21 protein-coding genes are annotated in these 22,326 nt (G+C 57.0%); 16 read left to right on the top strand and 5 right to left on the bottom strand.

What is annotated here, in order from left to right:
* The first annotated feature begins 78 nt into the window (after positions 1 to 78).
* The 4 genes from ACUN9X_RS01400 (at position 79) to msrA (ending at position 4,110) form a co-directional block, all read left to right on the top strand.
* Positions 79 to 441, top strand: a complete 363-nt coding sequence (locus ACUN9X_RS01400; RefSeq protein ID WP_445471962.1) for a pentapeptide MXKDX repeat protein — start codon at positions 79 to 81, stop codon at positions 439 to 441.
* Positions 442 to 539: 98 nt separating this feature from the next.
* Positions 540 to 1,244: a response regulator transcription factor gene (locus ACUN9X_RS01395; protein ID WP_260037019.1), complete on the top strand. Its 705-nt coding sequence runs from the start codon at positions 540 to 542 to the stop codon at positions 1,242 to 1,244.
* 4 nt (positions 1,245 to 1,248) lie between these two features.
* A complete protein-coding gene (locus ACUN9X_RS01390; protein ID WP_445471961.1) occupies positions 1,249 to 2,739 on the top strand; it encodes a sensor histidine kinase in 1,491 nt (496 codons plus the stop codon).
* A gap of 201 nt (positions 2,740 to 2,940) precedes the next feature.
* Positions 2,941 to 4,110 (top strand): peptide-methionine (S)-S-oxide reductase MsrA, encoded by a 1,170-nt coding sequence (msrA, locus tag ACUN9X_RS01385; protein ID WP_445471960.1) that lies wholly within the window; start codon positions 2,941 to 2,943, stop codon positions 4,108 to 4,110.
* 106 nt (positions 4,111 to 4,216) lie between these two features.
* Here the strand turns inward: msrA and ACUN9X_RS01380 are convergent, their stop codons facing one another.
* The 4 genes from ACUN9X_RS01380 to ACUN9X_RS01365 all read right to left on the bottom strand — a co-directional run bounded on the left by ACUN9X_RS01380 (position 4,217) and on the right by ACUN9X_RS01365 (position 8,937).
* The gene (locus ACUN9X_RS01380; RefSeq protein ID WP_260037013.1) at positions 4,217 to 5,527 is read right to left on the bottom strand and encodes a TRAP transporter large permease; all 1,311 of its coding nucleotides are present in this window, start codon (positions 5,525 to 5,527) and stop codon (positions 4,217 to 4,219) included.
* Positions 5,524 to 6,066 carry a TRAP transporter small permease subunit gene (locus ACUN9X_RS01375; protein ID WP_260037012.1) on the bottom strand — a complete coding sequence of 181 codons (543 nt, stop codon included), beginning with the start codon at positions 6,064 to 6,066 and terminating at the stop codon, positions 5,524 to 5,526. Before ACUN9X_RS01375 ends, ACUN9X_RS01380 begins: the two co-directional genes overlap by 4 nt.
* 90 nt (positions 6,067 to 6,156) lie before the next feature.
* Positions 6,157 to 7,203: a TRAP transporter substrate-binding protein DctP gene (dctP, locus tag ACUN9X_RS01370; RefSeq protein WP_260037010.1), complete on the bottom strand. Its 1,047-nt coding sequence runs from the start codon at positions 7,201 to 7,203 to the stop codon at positions 6,157 to 6,159.
* 279 nt (positions 7,204 to 7,482) lie between these two features.
* The gene (locus tag ACUN9X_RS01365) at positions 7,483 to 8,937 is read right to left on the bottom strand and encodes an amidase (protein ID WP_445471959.1); all 1,455 of its coding nucleotides are present in this window, start codon (positions 8,935 to 8,937) and stop codon (positions 7,483 to 7,485) included.
* Positions 8,938 to 9,089: 152 nt separating this feature from the next.
* On the opposite strand from ACUN9X_RS01365, the gene ACUN9X_RS01360 reads away from it, so the two are divergent.
* Positions 9,090 to 9,830, top strand: coding sequence for an enoyl-CoA hydratase-related protein (locus tag ACUN9X_RS01360; RefSeq protein WP_260037006.1), 741 nt, complete (start codon positions 9,090 to 9,092; stop codon positions 9,828 to 9,830).
* Positions 9,831 to 9,877: 47 nt separating this feature from the next.
* Here the strand turns inward: ACUN9X_RS01360 and ACUN9X_RS01355 are convergent, their stop codons facing one another.
* Complete coding sequence (locus ACUN9X_RS01355) at positions 9,878 to 11,473, bottom strand: class I adenylate-forming enzyme family protein (protein WP_445471958.1); 1,596 nt, start codon at positions 11,471 to 11,473, stop codon at positions 9,878 to 9,880.
* A 199-nt stretch (positions 11,474 to 11,672) separates the two neighbouring features.
* Between ACUN9X_RS01355 and ACUN9X_RS01350 the strand changes: the two genes are divergently transcribed.
* The 11 genes from ACUN9X_RS01350 to ACUN9X_RS01300 all read left to right on the top strand — a co-directional run bounded on the left by ACUN9X_RS01350 (position 11,673) and on the right by ACUN9X_RS01300 (position 22,268).
* Positions 11,673 to 12,458, top strand: coding sequence for an SDR family NAD(P)-dependent oxidoreductase (locus ACUN9X_RS01350; protein WP_260037002.1), 786 nt, complete (start codon positions 11,673 to 11,675; stop codon positions 12,456 to 12,458).
* Positions 12,458 to 12,904 carry a PaaI family thioesterase gene (locus ACUN9X_RS01345; RefSeq protein WP_260037000.1) on the top strand — a complete coding sequence of 149 codons (447 nt, stop codon included), beginning with the start codon at positions 12,458 to 12,460 and terminating at the stop codon, positions 12,902 to 12,904. The genes ACUN9X_RS01350 and ACUN9X_RS01345 overlap by 1 nt, the downstream gene beginning before the upstream one ends.
* A 106-nt stretch (positions 12,905 to 13,010) precedes the next feature.
* Positions 13,011 to 14,234 carry an acyl-CoA dehydrogenase family protein gene (locus ACUN9X_RS01340; protein WP_260036999.1) on the top strand — a complete coding sequence of 408 codons (1,224 nt, stop codon included), beginning with the start codon at positions 13,011 to 13,013 and terminating at the stop codon, positions 14,232 to 14,234.
* A gap of 14 nt (positions 14,235 to 14,248) precedes the next feature.
* Positions 14,249 to 15,016, top strand: a complete 768-nt coding sequence (locus ACUN9X_RS01335; protein WP_445471957.1) for an SDR family NAD(P)-dependent oxidoreductase — start codon at positions 14,249 to 14,251, stop codon at positions 15,014 to 15,016.
* Between the two features lie 7 nt (positions 15,017 to 15,023).
* Positions 15,024 to 16,097: a phosphotransferase gene (locus ACUN9X_RS01330; protein WP_445473161.1), complete on the top strand. Its 1,074-nt coding sequence runs from the start codon at positions 15,024 to 15,026 to the stop codon at positions 16,095 to 16,097.
* The gene (surE, locus tag ACUN9X_RS01325) at positions 16,094 to 16,876 is read left to right on the top strand and encodes a 5'/3'-nucleotidase SurE (protein ID WP_445471956.1); all 783 of its coding nucleotides are present in this window, start codon (positions 16,094 to 16,096) and stop codon (positions 16,874 to 16,876) included. Before ACUN9X_RS01330 ends, surE begins: the two co-directional genes overlap by 4 nt.
* Before the next feature lie 47 nt (positions 16,877 to 16,923).
* Positions 16,924 to 18,588, top strand: a complete 1,665-nt coding sequence (locus ACUN9X_RS01320) for a long-chain fatty acid--CoA ligase (protein ID WP_445471955.1) — start codon at positions 16,924 to 16,926, stop codon at positions 18,586 to 18,588.
* Positions 18,589 to 18,904: 316 nt separating this feature from the next.
* A complete protein-coding gene (locus tag ACUN9X_RS01315) occupies positions 18,905 to 19,768 on the top strand; it encodes a branched-chain amino acid ABC transporter permease (protein ID WP_260036992.1) in 864 nt (287 codons plus the stop codon).
* A 2-nt stretch (positions 19,769 to 19,770) separates the two neighbouring features.
* Entirely contained in the window at positions 19,771 to 20,814 is a 1,044-nt protein-coding gene (locus ACUN9X_RS01310; RefSeq protein ID WP_445471954.1) for a branched-chain amino acid ABC transporter permease, read from the top strand.
* On the top strand, positions 20,807 to 21,574 hold the full coding sequence (locus tag ACUN9X_RS01305; protein WP_445471953.1) for an ABC transporter ATP-binding protein: 768 nt from the start codon (positions 20,807 to 20,809) through the stop codon (positions 21,572 to 21,574). The genes ACUN9X_RS01310 and ACUN9X_RS01305 overlap by 8 nt, the downstream gene beginning before the upstream one ends.
* Positions 21,561 to 22,268, top strand: a complete 708-nt coding sequence (locus ACUN9X_RS01300) for an ABC transporter ATP-binding protein (RefSeq protein ID WP_260036987.1) — start codon at positions 21,561 to 21,563, stop codon at positions 22,266 to 22,268. Before ACUN9X_RS01305 ends, ACUN9X_RS01300 begins: the two co-directional genes overlap by 14 nt.
* Positions 22,269 to 22,326: the final 58 nt, after the last annotated feature.

Below are 22,326 nucleotides of genomic sequence, written 5' to 3'. Positions count from 1 at the left end.
GCGGCTGGTTCACGACTGAACAATAACCTTTGCAATCATTCAAAGCCTTCATCACAGATGAAGCAGGGAGACATCACAATGAAACTGATCAAACCAATGCTGACCGCTATGACCGCCACCGTTTTTGCGCTGGGTATGGCGAGCGTGCACGCCGATGACATGAAAAAGTCGGACGACATGAAAACGGAATCCAGCATGTCGCGTGGTGGTATGGACAAGGACGATATGAACCATGACGGCATGAAGAAAGATGACATGATGCATGACGACATGAAGAAGGACGGCATGAAGCATGACGATATGAAAACGGAGTCCAGCATGTCACGTGGCGGTATGAAAAAGGACGATATGAAGCATGACAGCATGAAAAAAGATGACATGATGCACGACGATATGAAGAAGGACGGCATGAAGAAAGACAGCATGTCGAAGGGTAGCTGATCACACTGGTCTATGCTTCAGGCAGGATCGGCCGAATTATCGTGTTGTTTCGATCCTGACCCTGAAATCTGATCAAACTTAATGGATGTAGTAAACCGATGAGCCGAACGGTACTGATCATCGAAGACAACCCGGGCATCGCCCAACTGGTCAAAATGCACATTGAAGACCTGGGCTGCGACGCGATCCACGTCGCCCGGGGTGATACCGGGCTTGAGCGCTATCGCGAAGGTGGTATCGATCTGGTGGTGCTGGATCTGATGCTGCCGGGGCTCGACGGGCTGTCGGTCTGTCGCGAGATTCGAAGTGGTGCCGGCTATGTACCGGTACTGATGCTGACGGCCAAAAGCACCGAACTGGACCGGGTGCTGGGGTTGGAGATGGGAGCGGATGATTACCTCACCAAGCCCTTCAGCGTGGCGGAACTGTCGGCCCGTGTGAAAGCCCTGTTCCGACGGGTGGATGCCATGGCGGCACCCCAGCCAACAAGTGAAGAAGAGGCCAGCCGTATCGATATCGAGGGCCTGAGTATCGACCCGACCCGCAGACGGGTGGAAGTGAATGGCGCCGAAGTGGAGCTGACCGCGCGGGAATTTGATTTGCTGTGGCACTTTGCTCGCCATCCTGGCCGGGTCTTCAGCCGCACCCAGTTACTCGATGCGGTCTGGGGCTATAACCATGAAGGCTACGAACACACCGTGAACACCCATATCAACCGCCTGCGCGGCAAGATCGAACTGGATCCATCCGAGCCTGTATACGTCCAGACGGTCTGGGGCGTGGGCTATCGCTTCCGGGACTGACCCCATGCTGAAATCCCTTTATACCCGGCTTGCGTTGGGCCTGTTTGTGCTGCTGGTGGCTGTCGGGCTGGTGTATACCTTCATCAGTACCGTGTCGCTGCGAGAGTACAACGCCTCGGTGAATCAGGAGTTGAACCGCAATCTGGCGCGGGATCTGGTATCGGACCGCAATCTGGTTGATGAAGGCCGGCTGGACGAGAAAGCGCTGAAGGCGTTGTTCTCGCTCTACATGACGATTAATCCCAGCATCGAAATCTACCTGCTGGATATGGACGGCAAAATCCTCGCCTACTCGGCTGATCCGGACAAGATCAAACGCAATGCCGTTTCGCTTGAGCCTGTGCAAAAGCTGCTTGCCGATGAAACCGCCTATCCGGTGCTGGGGGATGACCCGCGCAGTCACGATCGCCGTAAGGTGTTTTCCGTGACCCCGGTGCCTTCTGCCGCGAATCCTGAGGGCTATCTGTACGTCGTGTTGCGGGGGGAAGAATACGATTCCGCTGAGATGATGGCCCGTGAAGGGCATTTCATCAGCATGAGCGCATGGGCAGTGGCGGTCAGTCTGCTGTTCGGTATGTTCGCGGGGCTGGCGGTATTCCGGCTCATGACCCGGCGATTAACCCGGCTGACCCGCATCGTTGAACAGTTCGAGAGTGCCGATCTGGCGATTGATCAGGCCCCGCGCTGGCGGGATCAGCGTTCCGGCAGCCGTGATGAAATTGACTATCTGGGTATGACATTTGACCGAATGGCAGATCGCATCGCCTACCAGATCGATCAGTTGCGGGAAAAGGATGCGTTGCGCCGGCGTTTGATTGCGCAGGTTTCCCATGACCTTCGCACGCCGCTGGCATCGATTCAGGGGTATGTTGAAAGTCTGCGAATCAAGCGTGCAGATCTGAGTATCGAACAGCAGGAACGCTTCCTGGATATCGCGCTGAATGAAGGCCGGCGCCTGAGTCATCTGGTGGATGAGCTGTTCGAGCTGGCCGCGTTGGAAGCCAGGGAAAAACAGCCACAGCCGGAGCCTTTCGCACCCGGCGATCTGGTGCACGACGTGGCCCAGAAACATACCCCGGAAGCCGACAAAAAACAGGTCACGCTGGCCGTCTCCGGGGATTTGCAGCTGCCGCTGGCTTACGGCGATCTGGGGATGACCGAGCGGGTGCTCGACAACCTGATACGTAACGCGCTGGACTACAGCCCGCAAGGTGGCACGATCGCGCTGGCGCTGACTGCCAGCGAGGATCAGCTCAGAGTGACAGTCGCCGATGACGGGCCCGGTATTGCAGAAAACGATCTGCCCCATGTGTTTGATCCCCTGTATCGGGGTGATCAACAGGATAGCCCCGGCCATGCCGGGCTAGGGCTAGCCATTGCACGCCGGATTATGGACATGCAGGGCGGCTCGGTCGCGGTCAGCAATCGTGATCCTCACGGTGCGGTTTTCGAGATCCGTTTGCCGTTGCGATCCGCCGAAACGGTACGTAAATAGCAGTGATCCTTTCGCCGTTATGAATTCGTAACTTTATCAAGAAATCTGTGTGAATTTTCCCCGCCAGACTGAACACTATTGAGGTAGGGCCAGCCGGATAACCGGCTGGCCCTGGGACACACAGCGAACAACGCGTTGATACCGGCCGTGTGACGGCTTTGACAGACGCGTTCCGCAGTATTCGATAACGAGGTGAGCCACATGAAACGTGTCATTTCCATTTCAACACTGGTGCTGATTGCCGCCCTGATCGGGTTGCGAGCATACGCGGATGACGATGCCAGCAAAGACCAGTACGCGCCGGATGATAAGTCGCTCAAAGTGGCCACCTTTGCCGGGGGCTGCTTCTGGTGCGTGGAGGCCGGCTTCGAGAAAATTCCGGGGGTCGTTGAGGCGGTCTCGGGTTACAGCGGCGGTGATGCCGAGAACCCGACTTACGAGGCGGTATCGTCAGGTGGCACTGGCCACACTGAAGCGGTGCAGGTGTATTACGACCCCAAGGTCATTACCTACGAAGGGTTGTTGCAGGGCTTCTGGCGCTTTATGGATCCGACCGATGACCAGGGACAGTTCGTTGACCGGGGCACCCAGTATCGCCCGGCCATCTTCTACCATAACGCGGAACAGAAGCGTCTGGCGGAAGCATCCAAAAAAGCCCTGGCGGATTCCGGTCGCTATAAAAAGCCCGTGGTGATCGAGATTGTGCCCTTCGAGAAATTCTATAACGCCGAGGGCTACCATCAGGATTACTACAAGAAGAATCCTGTGCGCTACAAGTTCTATACCTTCAACTCCGGTCGCTATCAGTTTATCGACAAGGTATGGGGCGACGACCAGAAAATCGACTTCGCCCAGTTCCGTCCCGAGGCTGCGGCTGATCAATCAAGCAGCAAAGGGGCAAGCAAAGGCTTCGATCCTGCCACATTCGTAAAACCGGACGATGCGGAGTTGAAAAAGCGGCTGACCGACATCCAGTACGCTGTTACCCAGAACGATGACACCGAGCGAGCATTTAACAACGAGTACTGGGATGAGAAACGTGAAGGCATCTATGTGGATGTGGTTTCTGGCGAACCCCTGTATTCATCACGGGACAAATACAAGTCAGGCACCGGCTGGCCGAGCTTTGTTCGTCCGCTGACGAAGGATGCCGTGGTAGAGAAGGAAGATCGCTCGTTGTTCGGGGTGCGCACCGAAATCCGTAGCCGCTACGCTGATTCGCATGTCGGGCACGTGTTTGCGGACGGCCCCAAGCCCACAGGGCTGCGTTACTGCATGAACTCGGCTGCGATGCGCTTTATTCCGAAAGCTGAGATGGCCGCACAGGGGTATGGCGAGTATCTGGATCAGGTAGGCCCGCCGCGCAGCTGATTCAAGCAGGTAAACGGTCACACCTGGGCGGCGTGACCGGTAGGCATTTGGCCAAGACACTGAAGCGCGGCGCTCGCGCTCTCAGTGTCTTTTGCGTTCAGGGCCGTTAAAAGAACAGCTCCGGCAGGTAGGTTGCGATGTCCGGGAACACCATGATGATGCCCATGCCCACCACCTGAACCAGTACGAACGGAATAATCGACTTGTAGATATCCTGCATGGTGATGCTCGGGGGCACGACACCTTTGAGGTAGAACAGGTTGAAGCCGAAAGGCGGTGTCATGTAGCCAATTTCCATATTGATCACGAACAGGATACCGAACCAGATCGGATCGAAGCCCAGTGATTCCACAATCGGGATGAACACCGGCAGGGTGATCAGCATGATACCAACCGGATCCAGAACCATCGCCAGCAGGAACACGATCAGCATCATCGACAGCACGATTCCCCAGGGGCCGCCCGGAATCATCTGCATCAAGCCTTCAATTAGCTCCTGCGCGCCCATGCTCTGGTAGGCGGCGCTGAATGCGTGGGCCGCGAACAGAATCCACATGATCATGCCGGTCAGCTTGAAGGTGCGAATTGCGGCGTCATGCAGCAGCGCCCAGGTGAACCGGCGATAGACGGCGGCAGAAATCAGCGCACCGAACACACCGACGGCAGCCGCCTCGGTTGGTGTGGTAATGCCGGCGATAATCGAACCCAGCACCATGACCACGATGGCAATTGGCAGGATCACGGCCCGCAGGGCGCGGAATTTTTCCGGCCAGGTGGCCCGTTCTTCTGGCGGCAGCGCGGGCGCCAGGTGAGGCTGGAAGTAACAGCGAATGATGATGTAAGCGGTGGTCAGCACCATCAGCAATATGCCGGGCAGAATACCGGCAGCGAACATCTTGCCCACCGATACACCGGTAATCAGCGAATACAGGATCATCAGGATGCTGGGCGGAATCAGAATGCCCCAGCCCCCGCCGGTATTGATGCAACCCAGCGCCATGTTCTTGTCATAACCGCGCTCCAGCATGGACGGCAGGGCGATGGTGCCCATGGCCACGACCGCAGCGCCACTGATACCGCACATGGCGGCAAAGAGGGCACAGATACCCAGGGTGCCGATGGCCAGACCACCGCGAACGCCGCCCCACCAGAGGTGCATCATCCGGTACAGATCATTGGCGACACCGGTGCGCTCCAGAATCATCGCCATATAGACGAACAGCGGGATGGCCACCAGGGTAAAGCTTTCCATGGTGCTCCAGATCTGGGAAGCCACCATAAAGAAGGAGTCAAAACCCCAGGTGAAATACAGAAAGACGACGGATACACCGCCCAGTACAAATGTCAGCGGCAGGCCGAGAACCAGGAAGAACAGCAGCGCGCCAAAGAATAAGAGGGTCAGGGCTTCAATACTCACGAGTGCTCTCCTGTGGTATTGGCTTCAGGCTTGTAATAGTCAAGGTTCAGGGCAATGGCGATATCCTGGAGGAGTTTGACCACACCTTGCAGGATGAGCAGCCCGGTACCTAGCGGAATGGCAACCTTCACCGGCCAGATCGGCGGGTTCCAGGCAGAATAGGTGGTTTCAAAGCTGGCGACGGATTCGCTGGCCATTTCATAGCCGAAGTAAAACAGGGCCAGGGTAAAAATAAAGAACATGGATGACGTGAAGATATCCACGCAGGCTTGAGTGCGCGGCCCAAGATGGGAATAGAGCAGATCAACATTGACATGCCCCCGGTGCGCCATGATGTAGCCGCCGGACATGATGGCGTAGACGCCAAACAGCATTTGGGTCAGTTCGTTGGTCCAGACAGTCGGCGAGTTGAGCAGATAGCGAAAGCCCACTTCCAGCAGCAGACAAACAAACATCGCGAATACAAGCAGCGAAACCCAGCGCCCAACCAAATCGTTGAGACGGGTCACTCCGTTCATAAAGGCCGTTAGCATACGCACGGTAACCTCCGGGAGGATCAGGTCGGCAAAAAAGGGGGTGCAATAAAAAGGGCCGGGAAGCGTCAGGCTTCCCGGCCCCGGCTTACTTGATTAAAGGTAGCCCAGATCGGTCAGGTAACCTTTGAGCATATCCAGTGCTTTCTTGGCGCGGTCGCTGCGCTCACCTTCTTCAGCCCACATTTTCTGTGCGGTTTTGACAAGGCGGTCCTGCACTTCTTTCGGCATGGTGTTGACCTTCACACCGTCTTCCTTGATGGCCTTGGCCAGCGTGAGGCGTTCTTTGTACTGGTACTCGTTGGTGCGGAACCAGAACTCTTCCTCAAGGGTTTGCTTGACCAGGTCCTGCAGGTCTTTGGGCAGCTTGTCCAGCGCCTTCTGGCTAACGATGATAACGTCGGTGCCGGCGATATTCAGTGCGGGTTTGACGTGGTACTTGGCCACTTCATACAGGCCCATGCTGTAAGCGCCTTGAGCGGCACCCCAGTGCGCGCCGTCAACTACACCGCTGTCCAGCGCCGGGTAAAGCTCGCTGCCAGGAACATAGGATGCTGCGGCACCGGCTTCGGTCAGGAATTTCTGCAGGGCACCGGAAGAGCGGATTTTCAGGCTGGAGAAGTCATCCCAGCTGTTGATGGGCTTTTTGACGACCATCTCGGTGGGATACACCTTGTCTGTTGCCCAGTAGACGCCGTATTGGGCTGCTTCTTCACGCAGCATCTTTTCAAAGCCCAGACCTTGGTGGAAATAGGCGGCTTCCCAGACATTGCGGAACGCAAAAGGCAGACCGGAGGCAATGCCTGCCAGTGTCATTTTGTCCTGGGCGTAGGCAGGTGAAATGGTGCCCATTTCCAGAATGCCACGGCTGACGGCATCAAACGTCTGCTTGGCTTTAAATAGTGCGCCGGCTTCATACAGCTTCAGCTCCATGCGGCCGTCACTGCCTTCTTCGATGATGCGTTTGATACGCTCAAGGCTGTCGGTATAGGAACTGCTGGAACCAGGCCAATGGGATTGTACTTTCCATACGAATTTATCGGCGGCGCTAACGCTGCTGCTGGCGAGCAAGCCACCAACACCAATGGCGAGAACCGACGCGCAGACAGTCAGTTGTTTTTTGAACCGTGAAAAGGCAGGCATGGTAGACCTCTTGTTATTGTCCAGATTGATCTTCAGACAGTGTTTGGATTCCTTCCTTGTTTCGCAGTGCGGTACAACAAACTGCAGAATGGATCCTTGTTTTCCGAATCTAGCACAAAAGTGCTGTTTTGCAATACTACGGGGGTCGAATTTAGGTGGTAACGCCTAATTACACCACCAATGGGTTCTTTGTTCGACTCCAATCAGCCGAAGTGGGAAGGGGCAGGCGATGCCTGGATGGCATTGCGCCTGCAAGTGCTCGTGCTGTTTGCGATGGTTTTAAAGAGCGGGCCAGGGAAGTCCACCGGGGTGCAAATGCCCGCCTATCAGTTGGCCGATCCGGATCAGTTCTTTCTCGCTGTAGGCCGGGCCAATCAGTTGGGCGGCCAGCGGCAACCCGCTCTCGGTAGTGCCAATCGGAATGCTGAGTGCCGGTAGGCCTGCAATGGCGGCCAGACCGGCCCAGACCGTGACATCCATGTAGACCTGGGGCTTGCCGTTGATCGTCAGTGTGCGGCTGGTGGCGGGTTGGGAATGATCATGGGGAAAGGCCGGGGTATTGACCACCGGACATATCATGAGATCGAAATTATCGAAGAAGGTAAGCCAGTTATTCTGAAGCTGGGCCCGCTTTTCGTCCTGCTTCAGCCACTGGCCGTGGGACTGGGTGGCGCCACGGGCAAAGCGGGTGCGGTAGTCGTCTGTAGTGGATGTGTTGGCCAGCTCAAGCAGCTTGTTGCGGGTTGCCTCGTTCAGACCGGCGCCCATTGAGGAGGCCAGCATGTCATAGTAAAGCGCGTGACTGCCTTCAAGGGTCATGGCGTCTGGCCGCGCTGTGTCGTCAATGTGGGCGCCTTGGTTGCGAAGCAGATCGACAACCCGGTTGAGGGCGTCTGCCATCTCGTTATCAATTTCGCAATATGGATCGCTCAGCCAGGTTGCGATCTTCAAGTCGCCCAGCCTCGACGTTTTCGCAGCAGGAAGCGTGATCGACCAGGCATCCGAGGCGGGCCTCTCAGGGCCGGCAATCAGGTCGAGCGCCTGTTCGATATCGTCAAGGTGTCGTGCCATGGGGCCCGTCACGCTGATGTCCCGTTGGCCGAGGCTGCCGGGGGCAGACGGTACGTGGCCCCGCAGTGGCACCAAACCGTAAGTGGTCTTCAAACCATAAATGCCGCAGAAAGCCGCAGGGGTCCGGATAGAGCCGGCCAGGTCGCTGCCGAGCTCCAGTGGAATCATGCCGCTGGCCAGTGCCGCCGCGGCGCCGCCCGATGAGCCGCCGGATGTCATGTCCGTGTTCCAGGGGTTATTCGTTGTGCCGTAGATCCCGTTGAAGCTTTGCAGATCGCCGGCCAACTCCGGAATATTGGTTTTGCCGACAATGATGGCGCCGGCATTAATCAGTCGCTGCACGGCGGGCGCAGTGCGGGGCGAAATGTGGTCTTTCAGTTTGCCGTGGCCGGCGGTGGTCGGCCAGCCGTTGATCTCGAAGGTTTCCTTGATGGTCATCGGCACGCCATGCAGCGGCCCTGTGCTGTCGCCTCGCTGTATTGCTTTATCGGCTTGCCGGGCCTTTTGTCTGGCCTCGTCTGCCCGCAGGATCACAATCGCATTCAATGCAGGGTTCAGGGCGTCAATACGCTCAAGAAAATGCTCGACAACCTGAACGGATGTGAACTGCTGATTGCGGATGCCCCGGGCGAGCTCGACACTGCTCATTTCATGGTAATTCAAGGTCTTCTCCCCACGTATTGTTGGTTTGTTATTCACGGCTGCGGACAGCGGTATGGATTCATGAACATAGAATAGTTGGTATTTTTGTGAAACAGTATTTCGCAAAATGAGTCAAAATGAACTGAAAACATCATGAAGTCGGGAGAAGTGACGTGATTGAAATTAACCGCGAGAACGGTCTGGTTCACCTTAATATCAATCGGCCGGAAAAAAAGAATGCCCTGACCCGGGATATGTACGAAACCCTGGGCCGGGAGGTCAATGCAGCGGCGGATGATCAGAGCGTGCATGCGATTGTGATTACCGGTGAGGGTAAAGACTTTACCGCCGGCAATGACCTTGATGATTTCAGGGCCCGGGCTGATGATCCCAATCCCCGGCCGTCAGCGGGGCTGGCATTTATCGAGTGCCTGATGAATTGTGATACGCCCGTCATCGCCGGCGTCGAAGGGCGTGCGATTGGTATCGGGACGACCATGCTGATGCACTGCGATGCGATTATCGCGGGCGAGAGCGCCACCTTCAAAACCCCCTTTGTTGATCTGGGGCTGTGTCCGGAAGCGGCTTCTACCGTGATGATGCCGTTGCAACTGGGCTATCGGGTCGCTACCCGGTTGTTGATTCTGGGCGAAGCCATAGCCGGAGCAGATGCTCTGGAGGCCGGACTGGTGAACCGCTTGGTCGCTGACGGGAGTGCAACGGAACAGGCGTTGAACGAAGCCCGCGCCCTGACCAGCAAGCCGCGTGAGGCGTTACGGGTTAGCAAGCAATTGCTGAAGGCGCCCTGGCGTGAACAGGCAATGGCAGCGCTGAATCGTGAGCGTGACCAGTTTGGTGAGCGTTTGAAGTCGGACGAGTGCCAGGCTGTGCTGGCGGGTATGAAAAAGCGGTGATGTGCATGCCCACGGGCTTTGAAGCCCGTGGGTGCCGTTGTGCATATTCAGGCGTTGTTCATGTAAGGCGCGCGCAGCTCCCGTTTCAGCACTTTGCCGATTGTGCTGCGCGGCAGTTCGTCACGCCATTCCAGGCCGCTGATTCGCTGGCTTTTACCGAGCCGCTGATTCGCCCATTCCAGAATATCTTCGATAGCGGCGTTATCGCCGGGCTTGCGAACAATCAGGCCCAGGGGCGTTTCGCCCCAGTGATCGCTGGGAATACCGATCACGGCGGCATCAGCCACGGCAGGATGTTCCAGCAGAACCTTCTCCAGATCGACGGCATAGATGTTGAAGCCGCCCGAGATGATCATGTCTTTACGCCGATCCAGGATGAACAGGAAGTTGTCGTCATCCAGCCGCCCCATGTCGCCACTGCGATAAAAGGTCAAGCCGTCCGGGCTGGTCCAGAGCATGTCACTGGTTTGCTCTTCGCGACGATAGTAGCCGCGCATCATGGCCCCGGCACGGCCGACGATTTCGCCGATTTCTCCTGCGGGCAATTCCTTTCCGTCTTCACTGATGATGCGAACTTCTGCGCCTTCGGTGGGTCTGCCGACGGAATCCCACTTATCGGGAAAGGCTGCGCAATCAAGGCTGGTTGAGATACCGCCTTCGGTCAGGCCGTAGACCTCGATTATATTGCCGGGCCAGCGCGCCATCGCCTCGCGGATCACGTCTGCTCGCAGGGGAGCGCTGGTGGATGATTTGAATTTGAAACTGGAGAGATCGAACTGGTCAAAATCGGGCTCGGCCAGAATCCGCTGATACTGAACCGGCACCAGCATGGCGTGGGTGACCCGGTGTTGCTGTGCCAGCTCGAGAAATTCACGGGTATTGAATTTGCGCATCAGTACCAGTGTGCCGCCGTAAAACAGCGTGGGCAGCGCAGAGACCAGCGTGGTGTTGGAGTAAAGCGGCGTGGACACCAGGTTGATAGCGTCGCCGTTCAGGCCATACGACCCCATGCGCTGGATCTGACGCCAGCGGAACCGGTGGTCATGGAGGATACCTTTGGGTGTACCTGTTGTGCCGGAGCTATAGATGATGTTGAACGGATCATCCAGCCCGACGTCGGCAATGCAGGGTGCGGATGGGCTGTCTGCCAGCAAGTCGTCCAGCGTCAGTGAGCTGTCAGGTGGGCGGAAGTCGAGGCCGATGCGCCACTCAGGGCTGACGTTGGTCAGCTGATCCCGGACCTCTTCCAGCAGGGCGGTGTTTTTCTCGGAAACAAACAGGAAGCGAGCGTCACAGTCATTGATCATCAGTGCCAGCGATTCTCCGCTCGCCATGCCTGACAGGGGCACCATGCAGCCACCGGCCGTCAGTACGCCAAGGTAAAGTGCCACGTAATCCGCGCTGTTCTCGGAAAGCCCCGCGACAGTGTCTCCGGTTTTCAGTCCGGCATCCTGCAGCCGGTTGGCAATGGCATTGACCCGGAATACCAGTTCGCGCCAGGTGACGCTTATGCCGTTATCGATCAAAGCGATCTTGTTGGGTTGCGAGACGGCGTAATCCTGGATTTTCTCGCCAATCGCGGTGAGCGACTCTGCGGGATTGATGGGAGCGTGAACTGGCATCGACTGCACGTACTCTTTCATTTTAAGCCTCGCTGCGATTTGTGTGTTTTGTCTAGCGAAATAACTTTCCGAATATATTGACTCAAAACTGGAATACATGACAAATTAATCACCGATTTCCTTTTTTCGTGTGATTTTTACAGGTTCAGTGGCCAGGTTCGGCTGCGCTCCGTGGATTTCCTGACAACAAATCCGGATAACAACAAAAGGAGCATTCCGCATGATGCGTTTCAAAAAAAGAGTGGCCATCGTCACCGGTGCCGGTAGTGGTATCGGGCGTGCGGTGTCTCAGCGACTGGCGCGCGAGGGAGCCACTGTGGTGCTGGTCGACCAGTCGGAAGCGGGACTGCTTGAGACTCAGGGAATCCTGGCCAACACTGCGGTCAGCCAGTTCCGTGTAATGGATGTTTCCGACGAAAGTGCGGTCAGTGCGCTGGTTGCCGACGTTATCGAAACTCATGGTCAGATTGACGTCCTGTGCAATAACGCGGGCATTGCCGGCCAACACTTACCGATCACCGATCAGGATCCGGCCCAGTGGGAGCGGATTCTGGGGGTTAACCTGATTGGGCCCATGCTCTTTATCAAGCATGTTGCCCCGCACATGCAGGCACGTCGCCAGGGGGCGATTGTGAATACCGCTTCGGTGGCGGGTATCCGCTCGGGTGCCGGCGGTAATGCATACAGTGCGTCCAAGGCCGGCGTCATCAATCTCACCAAAACGGCGGCCTGCGATCTTGGGGGCGACAATGTCCGGGTCAATGCGGTGTGCCCGGGACTGGTGGAAACCGGCATGACCCAACCCATTTTCGACTATGCCCGCGCCAATGAAAAAGCCCACAAGCTCGGCGCCCGATGTGAGTTACGTCGTTACGGAGCAGCCGAAGAAATCGCGGCTGCCATTTTGTTCCTGGCCAGTGATGACGCCAGTTTTATCACCGGACAGGCACTGCCCGTCGATGGCGGTAATACCGCTTCTTTAAATCTCCCTGGAATGAAGGTCTGATGTCAGAAACAAACGAAGCCGTTGTTATACGTGGGGGCAAGGACCTGCCCGGATTCCACAAGGTTCTCGGCTACGAGCAGGTGTCCTGGGATGAGGACGTCGCCGTTATATCAGTTGAACTGCAGCCCCATCACCTGAACCTGGCGGGTGTTATCCACGGCGGCGTCTTGACGTCACTGCTGGATATCGCCCTGGCTCAGGCCGGCACATACTGTCCTTATCCGGGCCGAATGCGGAAGGCCATTACGCTTTCGCTTACCACAACGTTTACCGGGCAATGTTCGGGCGGTGTGATTACGGTGACCGGTCAGAAACGCGCGGGCGGTACACGGATTTTCAATAGCTCCGGCGAAGTACGCGATGCGGAAGGAAACCTGCTCGCCATGGGCGAGGGCACTTTCCGTGTGCGCTCGGGCAGTGAAAGTCCCGAAGGTGTGCCGGTTTAATCGTTACCTGTCGGAATAGCGCGCGGCGTCAAGGCTGACGGCGGTCAGTAACGCGCAGCTCTCTGTCACGAATACTCAATCAGAACAACAGCAAGAGGCCAGAACGATGTTTGAACTGTCTGAAAAAGCGAGCCAACTCAGAGAACAACTGATCGCCTTTATGGATCAGCATGTCTACCCGAACGAGCACCTTCATCACGAGCAGATCGATGCGGCGGAGAATCGCTGGGCGCCGACTGCGATCCTGGAAGAGTTGAAGCTCAAGGCCAAGGCTGAAGGACTGTGGAACCTGTTTCTGCCAGAGAGTGACCTGGGTGCCGGTCTGACCAATTTCGAGTACGCCCACCTGTGCGAAATTATGGGGCGCTCCCACATGGCACCGGAGGTATTTAACTGCTCCGCACCGGATACCGGCAACATGGAAACCATTGCCCGCTACGGGAATGACGCGCAGCAGGAGCAGTGGCTGAAACCCCTGCTGGCCGGCGAGATCCGCTCATGCTTTTCAATGACCGAGCCGGACGTGGCCTCATCTGACGCCACCAATATTGCCTGTGAAATCCGCCGTGAAGGCGATGAGTACGTCATCAACGGCCGTAAATGGTGGTCCTCAGGTGCCATGACCACCACCTGCAAAATTGCGATTGTTATGGGCAAGACGGATCCGGAAGCGGAGCGTCACAAGCAGCAGTCCATGATTCTCGTACCGCTGGATACTCCGGGCGTGAAGATCATCCGTCCGCTGACGGTATTCGGCTATGACCATGCGCCGCACGGTCATGCGGAAATCGAATACAACAATGTACGCGTGCCGGTCAGCAATATGTTGCTGGGTGAAGGTCGCGGCTTTGAAATTGCCCAGGGCCGCCTCGGGCCGGGGCGTATTCACCACTGCATGCGCACCATTGGCGTTGCAGAGCGCGCGCTCGAGTCCATGTGCCAGCGCGTCAATGAGCGCGAAGCTTTCGGCAAGCCGCTGGCGCAGTTTGACTCGATCCGCAAAGACATTGCCCGTTCGCGCCTTGAAATCGAACAGTGCCGCCTGCTGACCCTGAAGGCCGCCCACATGATGGATACCGTGGGCAACAAGGTGGCCCGCCAGGAAATCGCCATGATCAAGGTGGCGGCACCAAGCATGGCGCTGCGTATTCTGGATCGCGCGATTCAGGTTCACGGCGCTGGCGGTGTGTCCCAGGATACCTTCCTGGCTTCGGCCTGGGCGCAGGTGCGTACGCTGCGGCTTGCAGATGGCCCGGATGAAGTGCATCTGGATTCCATTGCCAAGATCGAACTGCGTGACTATCCCAAAATGACATCCAAAACCCACTGATCAGGAGCCGAACCATGACCAATCCATTGTTCGATATGACCGGCAAGGTCGCCCTGATCACCGGGTCTACGAAGGGAATCGGCCGCTCCATTGCCGAGGAAATGGCCCGCAGTGGCGCGAAGGTCGTGATCTCAAGCCGCAAGGCCGATGTTTGCGAGAAGGTCGCGGGCGAGTTGCGCGAGCAAGGTTTTGAGGCGCTGGCGATTCCCTGCCACGTGGGCCGCAAGGATGACCTGCGGAATCTTGTCGACAAGACAATCGAAGCCTGGGGCCAGATCGACGTGCTGGTGTGCAACGCGGCGACTAACCCGGTTTACGGTCCGACAAGCGAAATGACGGATGAGGCCTGGGACAAGATCATGGACACCAACGTCAAGGGCACCTTCTGGCTGACCAATATGGTGTTGCCGCAAATGGCGGAACGCGGCGATGGTGCAGTTGTGTTGCTGTCGAGCATCGCCGGTATCCGCGGCAATACCACGATCGGCACTTACGGGGTATCCAAGGCGGCGGAAGCGGCACTGGCGCGCAATCTTGCGGTTGAGTGGGGCCCACGGGGCATTCGGGTCAATGCGATTGCGCCGGGTCTGGTGCGGACTGATTTCGCCAAGGCGCTGACGGACGATCCGGTTCGTGCCAAGCGGGCGGAAGAGAAAACACCGCTGCGCCGTATTGGCGAGCCCGTTGATATCGCCGGGCTGGCGGTGTTTCTTTCCACCAGGGCCAGCGCCTATATCACCGGTCAGGTGATTGTAGCGGATGGCGGCGAAACTGTGGGCTGAGGTGGTAATGAGCATGGAACCCCAACTGGTGGACGTCCTTGACGCCCACCGGATTGACCAGGCCGGGCTGTTGAGCTGGTTGCAGAAGGCGATGCCGGATTTCGGCAATCGCCTGGATGTAAAACAGTTTCAGGGTGGTCAATCCAACCCCACCTACCTGCTGGATACTGACAGTGGCCGGTATGTGTTGCGTAAGAAGCCGCCGGGAAAGGTGCTGCCTTCGGCCCACATGATCGAGCGCGAATACAAGGTGATTCGCGCGCTGTCGATGAATACCGATGTGCCCGTTCCCCAAACCCAGGTGCTGTGCGAAGACGCGAGCGTCATAGGGACACCTTTTTATGTGATGGACTATATGCCGGGTCGGGTGGTCAGCCACCCGGCACTACGCGCGCTGGATCGCGCCGAGCGTCAACCGGTTCATGAAGCCGCGATCGATACGCTGGCCGCGCTGCATTCAGTGGACGTGAATGCTGTGGGTCTCGGTGATTATGGTCGTCCGGACGGTTATGTTGCCCGTCAGGTGTCCCGCTGGAGCAAACAGTATCTCGCTTCCAAGACGGACGATATGCCGTCGATGGACAAGCTGATGGCCTGGCTGCCCGACCATCTGCCCCAGAAAGATGAGTGTGCGATTGCCCATGGTGATTACCGCCTGGGTAACCTGATGCTGGCTGAGGACCGCCCGCAGGTTGTCGCGGTTCTCGACTGGGAACTCTCGACGCTGGGGCATCCGCTGGCGGATCTTGCCTACTACTGCCTGCCTTATCAGCTTCCCGCCGAGCTGGAAGGGTCCCGTGGCCTGGTCGGTGAAGATCTCGAAGCGCTGGGCATTCTCAATGAACAGGAAACGGTGGAACGCTACTGTCGCCAGACCGGCCGTTCCGGGATTGACGACTGGCACGTGTACCTGTCGTTTTCGCTGTTCCGTCTGGCCGCAATCGTGCAGGGCGTATATGCCCGTGCTCTGCAGGGCAACGCCAGCAACGCCGATGCGCTGGACGTTGGCAAACGTGCCCGGGTGCTGGCGGACGCCGGCTGGCACATTGCCCAACAGGGTAAAAGGAGCTTGTCATCATGAGTGATCCCATCGTAAAGCGAATTCTGATTACCAACGACGATGGCATTGATGCGCCGGGGCTGCGTGTGTTGGAAGCGATCGCCCATCAGCTTGCCGAAGAAGTCTGGGTGGTGGCGCCGGAACACGATCGCAGCGGCGCAGGCCAGAGCATTTCCATTCATACCCCGCTTCGGGTGTTTGAAAAGGGATCCAACCGTTATGCCCTGTCCGGCACGCCGGCAGATTGCGTGTTGTTTGCGGTCGAGCACTGGTTTGGCGAGACACCGCCGGATCTGGTGCTGTCGGGGGTGAATTGCGGCGCCAATATCAGCGATTCGGTGCAGTACTCGGGCACGGTTGGTGCGGTGCTGGCGGCTGAGCAGCTGGGCATTCCGGCGATCGCGTTCAGCCAGGCATTCCTGAATCGTGATGGTATCGACTGGTCGCCGGTAGAGCAGCACGGGGCTGCGGTTGTCCGGGAACTGTATGCCTCTGCCGATAACGGCGGGCACTGTTGCTGGAACGTGAATTTTCCGGCTTGTGGTGCTGATGACGTCTCCGAAATGCGCTGGGCGCGTCAGTCCACAGGGTCGATTCAACGCACCAAACTGGTGGCCGGTCAGGATGGCCGGAGCCTGCCGTACTGGTGGCTGAGCTTCGAGCGAAGCTCGCAGCACATCACCGATCCCGAGATGGATGTCACGATTTTGCGCGACAAAGCGATAGCCGTTACGCCTTTGCGCAGCGAAGCACCCTTGCCCGGTGGGCAGGCGGTTCATTCGATCAAATCAGTTGTCTGATGATTTTTCCGGTCCTCAGGGCCGGATCAAAATGTGGGGAATAAGCGATGTTTACACGACACCATGGGATATGGCCGCAGTCATTGCCCAAGACCATGACCTTGCCGAAGACCAGCGTCTATACCAATCTGGCGATTTCGGCTGAGCGTTATCCAGACCATACCGCCATCATCTATTACGACACCCGTATTACCTACCGCGAACTGTTCGCTGAAGTTGAAGCGCTGGCCGGCTACCTGCACGAAAAAGGCGTAAAGAAGGGCGATCGCGTTCTGCTTTATATGCAGAACTCCCCCCAGTACGTCATCGGTTACTACGCTATTTTGCGTGCCAATGCCGCGGTTATTCCCGTTAATCCGATGAACCGCTCAGCGGAGCTTGAGCATTACATCAGTGATACGGATTCGCGGGTCTGTCTGGCCGGACAGGAACTGACCGGCTTTATCGAGCCCTTGCTTGAAACGACCCATCTCGAGCATATCGTGGTCGCCGCCTACAGCTCGTATGTGCGGGGCGAGACTGATCTGTCGCTGCCCGCCGAAGTGTCAGCACCCGCTGCGCCGCTTTCGACGCCGGGGCTCGACAGCTGGGATGAGGTGATCAAGGCAGGTCGAGTGCCCGGCGAGCATACAGCCGGACCTGACGATCTGGCTGTCATTCCTTACAGTTCGGGTACGACCGGGGCACCCAAGGGCTGCATTCATACCCATCGTTCTGTCATGGCGACCGCCGTGCACCGGGCATTCTGGAACCTCAGCACGGCTGATACAGTGCAGCTGTCAACGCTGCCATTTTTCCATGTGACCGGCATGACCGGCTCAATGAACAGCCCGATCTACAGCGGCTCAACATCCGTGATCATGACCCGTTGGGATCGCACGACCGCGTCGAAGCTGATCGAGCGTTACAAGGTGACCGGCTGGACCAATATCGTCACCATGGCGGTCGACTTCTTGTCCAACCCCGATCTGGACAAGTTCGACATCAGCTCGTTGAACACCATCGGTGGCGGCGGTGCTGCGATGCCCGAAGCCATTGCCGCTAAACTGAAAAAGCTGACAGGCCTGGATTACATCGAAGGTTACGGCCTGTCCGAAACCATGGCGGCCACTCATATCAATCCTACTGAAGCCCCCAAGGCCCAGTGCCTGGGTATTCCGGTGTTTGACGTGGATTCGCGTATTGTCGATGTGGAGACGCTTAAAGAGCTGGGGCCGGGTGAGGTCGGCGAAATCGTCAGCAATGGCCCTCAAGTCACTCAGGGGTACTGGAACAGGCCGATGGAGACCGAAGCGGCCTTTATCGAGCTGGACGGCAAACGTTTTTTCCGCACCGGTGATCTGGCGTACTACGATGAAGAGGGTTACTTCTTCATGGTTGATCGGCTCAAACGGATGATCAACGCATCGGGCTTCAAGGTTTGGCCGTCAGAGGTTGAAAGCCTGATGTACCGACATCCTGCCATTCACGAGTGCTGCATTATCTCGGCGCCTCACGAAAAGCGGGGCGAGACGGTAAAAGCCTGTGTTGTGTTGGGGCCGGATGCAGAGGGAACCGTGTCTGAAGCCGATATCATTGCCTGGTGCAAGAACGAAATGTCGGCCTACAAGGTGCCGGAAATCGTTGAATTTGTAACAGAATTGCCGAAGTCCCCCACCGGCAAGGTCATGTGGCGCGCCCTGCAGGAGCAGGAGTGGGCTGCCGAGGCCTGAGCCCTTCGCTCCAGTAAAACCGAAGTCGGTCAATAAACCGGCTTCGGTTTCAATATCCCTCCATAAGAAGTCAATATATTCCGCTATGCGGAAATTCATTTTGTATATTGACATAATCAAGTGACAGTGTAGTCTCAGATGAAAGGTGATATCACCAACTATCACCAATGCCTGACGGGCTGCGCAATCAATCCTTTGCCGTGCCTCAGGTAGTACGTCGATCACGCGACACAGCGGTGACGACAGCGCGCGAAATGTGTGCGATGCAGTACTGACAGACTTAGCAACCCAACAAAAACAATGCCCGGGGGCCGGTTTGAACCTTTTCTTTCAACAAATAATCAACGGTATGACGTTGGGGAGCATCTACGGTCTCGTAGCGCTCGGCCTGACGCTCGTATACGGCATACTTCATATTCCCAACTTTGCGCATGGTGCCCTGTACATGGTGGGTGCATTCATGACGTATTTCCTGATGGTCGATATTGGCGCCCACTACTGGGTTGCCATGGCGGGTTCCGCCATTATCGTGGCCATCGTGGCGGTCCTGAGCGAACGCCTGGTGTTCCACCCCTTGCGCAATTCACCTCCGATCCACGACAAGATCGCGGCCATCGGTATTCTGCTGTTTCTCGAAGCGCTCGTGCAGATGATATGGGGGGCGGACTTCCGTCGCATTTCATCCCCTTACACCGGCATCCTGAACTTTGACGGGCTGATAATTCCTGAGCAACGCCTGCTTATTATTGTCGGCGCGTTTGTTCTGGTTGCGGCGCTGCAACTGTTCCTGCGCAAAACCATGACCGGTGCCACCATCATTGCGATGGCGCAGAACCGTGACGGGGCCTTCCTGGTGGGTATCGACGCCAACCGGGTGGCCATGATGACTTTCGCCATCTCGGGCATCCTCGCGGCATTCGCCGCCACACTGTACGCGCCCATCAACCTGGTTTATCCGGCGATGGGGCATGTGGTCATCATGAAAGCGTTTGTCATCATCATCCTCGGCGGCATGGGCAGTATTCCCGGCGCGATCGTGGGTGGCATGATCATCGGTTTTGCCGAAGCCTTTGGTGGTTTCTACATCTCGACCAGCTACAAGGACATCATCGCCTTTGGTCTGTTGGTCGTGATTCTGTCCATTCGCCCGCAGGGCCTGTTTACCAAGGGAGCGCACTGATCATGATGTTTAAACTTGCTGCCTTACTGACCCGACCGGCGACCAAGTATGTGTTTATTCTGCTGGCGCTGTTGTTTCCGCTGTTTGCTGCCAATGAGTACCAGGTGTACGTCATGTCGCTGGCGTTCGTTTGGGCGATAGCCGTTTACGGTCTCAACATCATCACCGGCTACTGTGGCCAGTTGAACCTTGCCCACGGCGGGTTTTTCGCTATCGGTGCCTATACGCTGGGCTTGCTGACATCCGATTATGGCTGGAGTTTCTGGCCGGCTTTTGTCGCCGCGCTGCTGATGACGGCTGTGCTCGGCTTTATAACCGGTGTCATTTCCCTGCGCCTGAAGGAGCATTATTTTGCGATCTTCACGCTTTGCGTGGGGTTCATTATCTATATGCTGCTGGACAAGTGGGAAGAGCTGACCCATGGCGCTATCGGTGTTCGCGATATCGCAGCACCTTATGGTTTCGGGGTCGTCGATTTTACTGACTCGGTGCCTTTCTATTATCTGGTGCTGGCATTCCTGATTTTCTCGATCTGGTTCATCAGCCGGTTGTCAAAATCGCTTCTGGGGCGCACCTTCATTGCCATCCGCAACGGTGACGAGCTGGCTCAGTCCCTGGGCATCAACCTGATGCGCAACAAGGTGCTCGCATTTGTACTGTCGACCACCTACGCCGGGCTGGCGGGCGCGCTTTATGCGGGCATGGTGCGCTTCATTGGCCCTGAAGATGCCAACATCCTGCACACCTTCAACCTCATCACCTACCTGTTGGTGGGCGGTATCGGCACCTTGTTCGGGCCGCTGGTCGGCACCCTGAGTATTGTCTGGCTGACCCAGTCCCTGCAGTTTCTCGAAACCTACAAGATGATCCTGTTCGGGCCCTTGCTGGTGCTGCTCGTTATCTTCTTCCCGAATGGTCTGGTGGGCTCATTGCTGCTCTGGATGCGCCGCAAGGCAGAATCCATGGGGGTGGCGAAAACGCCGAAGGCAAGCCGAGTAGAGGCATCGAACAGCGCGACCGGAAAGGAGGCCGAGAACAATGCTTAAAGTCGAAAATCTGACCAAAATGTTTGGCGGTCTCGCTGCGGTCAATGATGTGTCCGTGCACTTTGAGGCCAACAAGATCAACGCGATTATCGGGCCCAACGGCGCCGGTAAAAGTACCTTCTTCAACCTGATCGCCGGCATGCACAAACCGACATCCGGTCGCATCATTCTGGATGGCGAAGATATTACGCCGCTGCGTTGTGACTACATCGCCCGGCGTGGCATTGGTCGCACTTTCCAGACCACCAATCTGTTTGAGACGGCAACGGTGCTGGACAACCTGATTGTCGGCCACCGGCTGCGTACCCAATCCGGGTTGTGGGATGTGCTGATCAATTCAAAGCGACTGCAGGCGGAAGAAAAGGAGTGCCGGGTCAAGGCCCGCGAAGCACTGGATTTCGTCGGTCTGTCTCACGTGGAAAACCGTTTGATAGCGGATATCACCCAGGAAGAGCGCAAGCGGGTCGCCTTTGCACTGGCGCTGGCTACACAGCCCAAGCTGTTGCTGCTGGATGAGCCTGCGGCCGGGGTTAACCCCGAAGAAACCGTGGGTCTGGCGGACCTGATGCACAAGATGGTCGCCAACGGCCTGACGGTCTGCCTGATCGAACACAAGATGGACATGATCATGGGCATGGCTGACAAGATCATGGTGCTCGATCATGGTGAAAAGATAGCGGAAGGCACACCACAGGAGATCCGTGAAAATCCGGTTGTCATTGAAGCCTACCTGGGGAGTGACGAAGATGCTGCAGCTTAAAAACGTTGATGTGTGTTACGGCAGCTTCAAGGCGCTGAACGAGATTTCGATGACCGTTAACAGTGGCGAGCTTGTCGTGCTTCTCGGTGCCAATGGCGCCGGTAAATCATCCCTGTTCAATACCCTTAGCGGGCTTAACAAACCAACTGCCGGTGACATTGAGTTTGAGGGCAAGCGGCTGAATGGGCTGCGGCCCAGTGCCATCGTTGATGCTGGCATTGTTCAGTGTGCCGAGGGCCGCAAGCTGTTTCCCCAGATGAGCGTTCAGCAGAACCTGATGCTGGGGGCCTATGTGCATCGTCGCGACAAGCAGGGCAACCGTCGCCGCTACAAGGAAATCCTCGAGATGTTTCCGATTCTCGAAGAGAAAGCGGAGCAGCCGGCAGGGTCGCTTTCAGGCGGTCAGCAGCAAATGGTGGCAATTGGCCGGGCGATGATGAGTCGCCCCCGTCTGCTGATGCTGGATGAGCCCTCACTGGGTCTGGCACCACTGATCGTGCGTCAGATGTTCCAGACGATTCAGCAGATCAACAGCCTGGGCACCACGGTGCTACTGGCTGAACAGAATGCGTTTGCCGCGCTCAAGATTGCCAGCCGCGCCTACGTTATGGAGAACGGACGACTGGTCATGGAAGGGGACCGGGAAGCGATGCTGGGCAACGAGAAAGTGCGAGAGGCGTATATCGGTGCCTAAGCGTGCCCGATTGATGAATGATCCAACAAAAACAGAAGCGCAATACCCAAGGAGAAAA

This window comes from Marinobacter sp. V032 (genome assembly GCF_052645435.1).
The sequence above is the reverse complement of the archived record's forward strand: the minus strand, read 5'-3'. Positions and strand labels throughout refer to the sequence as shown.

Coding starts and splice junctions, on each gene's coding strand:
- ACUN9X_RS01400 (WP_445471962.1), top strand. CDS start 79: ATGAAACTGATCAAACCAATGCTGACCGCTATGACCGCCACCGTTTTT.
- ACUN9X_RS01395 (WP_260037019.1), top strand. CDS start 540: ATGAGCCGAACGGTACTGATCATCGAAGACAACCCGGGCATCGCCCAA.
- ACUN9X_RS01390 (WP_445471961.1), top strand. CDS start 1,249: ATGCTGAAATCCCTTTATACCCGGCTTGCGTTGGGCCTGTTTGTGCTG.
- msrA (WP_445471960.1), top strand. CDS start 2,941: ATGAAACGTGTCATTTCCATTTCAACACTGGTGCTGATTGCCGCCCTG.
- dctP (WP_260037010.1), bottom strand. CDS start 7,203: ATGCCTGCCTTTTCACGGTTCAAAAAACAACTGACTGTCTGCGCGTCG.
- ACUN9X_RS01355 (WP_445471958.1), bottom strand. CDS start 11,473: ATGAAAGAGTACGTGCAGTCGATGCCAGTTCACGCTCCCATCAATCCC.
- ACUN9X_RS01350 (WP_260037002.1), top strand. CDS start 11,673: ATGATGCGTTTCAAAAAAAGAGTGGCCATCGTCACCGGTGCCGGTAGT.
- ACUN9X_RS01345 (WP_260037000.1), top strand. CDS start 12,458: ATGTCAGAAACAAACGAAGCCGTTGTTATACGTGGGGGCAAGGACCTG.
- ACUN9X_RS01340 (WP_260036999.1), top strand. CDS start 13,011: ATGTTTGAACTGTCTGAAAAAGCGAGCCAACTCAGAGAACAACTGATC.
- ACUN9X_RS01335 (WP_445471957.1), top strand. CDS start 14,249: ATGACCAATCCATTGTTCGATATGACCGGCAAGGTCGCCCTGATCACC.
- ACUN9X_RS01330 (WP_445473161.1), top strand. CDS start 15,024: ATGAGCATGGAACCCCAACTGGTGGACGTCCTTGACGCCCACCGGATT.
- surE (WP_445471956.1), top strand. CDS start 16,094: ATGAGTGATCCCATCGTAAAGCGAATTCTGATTACCAACGACGATGGC.
- ACUN9X_RS01320 (WP_445471955.1), top strand. CDS start 16,924: ATGTTTACACGACACCATGGGATATGGCCGCAGTCATTGCCCAAGACC.
- ACUN9X_RS01310 (WP_445471954.1), top strand. CDS start 19,771: ATGATGTTTAAACTTGCTGCCTTACTGACCCGACCGGCGACCAAGTAT.
- ACUN9X_RS01305 (WP_445471953.1), top strand. CDS start 20,807: ATGCTTAAAGTCGAAAATCTGACCAAAATGTTTGGCGGTCTCGCTGCG.
- ACUN9X_RS01300 (WP_260036987.1), top strand. CDS start 21,561: ATGCTGCAGCTTAAAAACGTTGATGTGTGTTACGGCAGCTTCAAGGCG.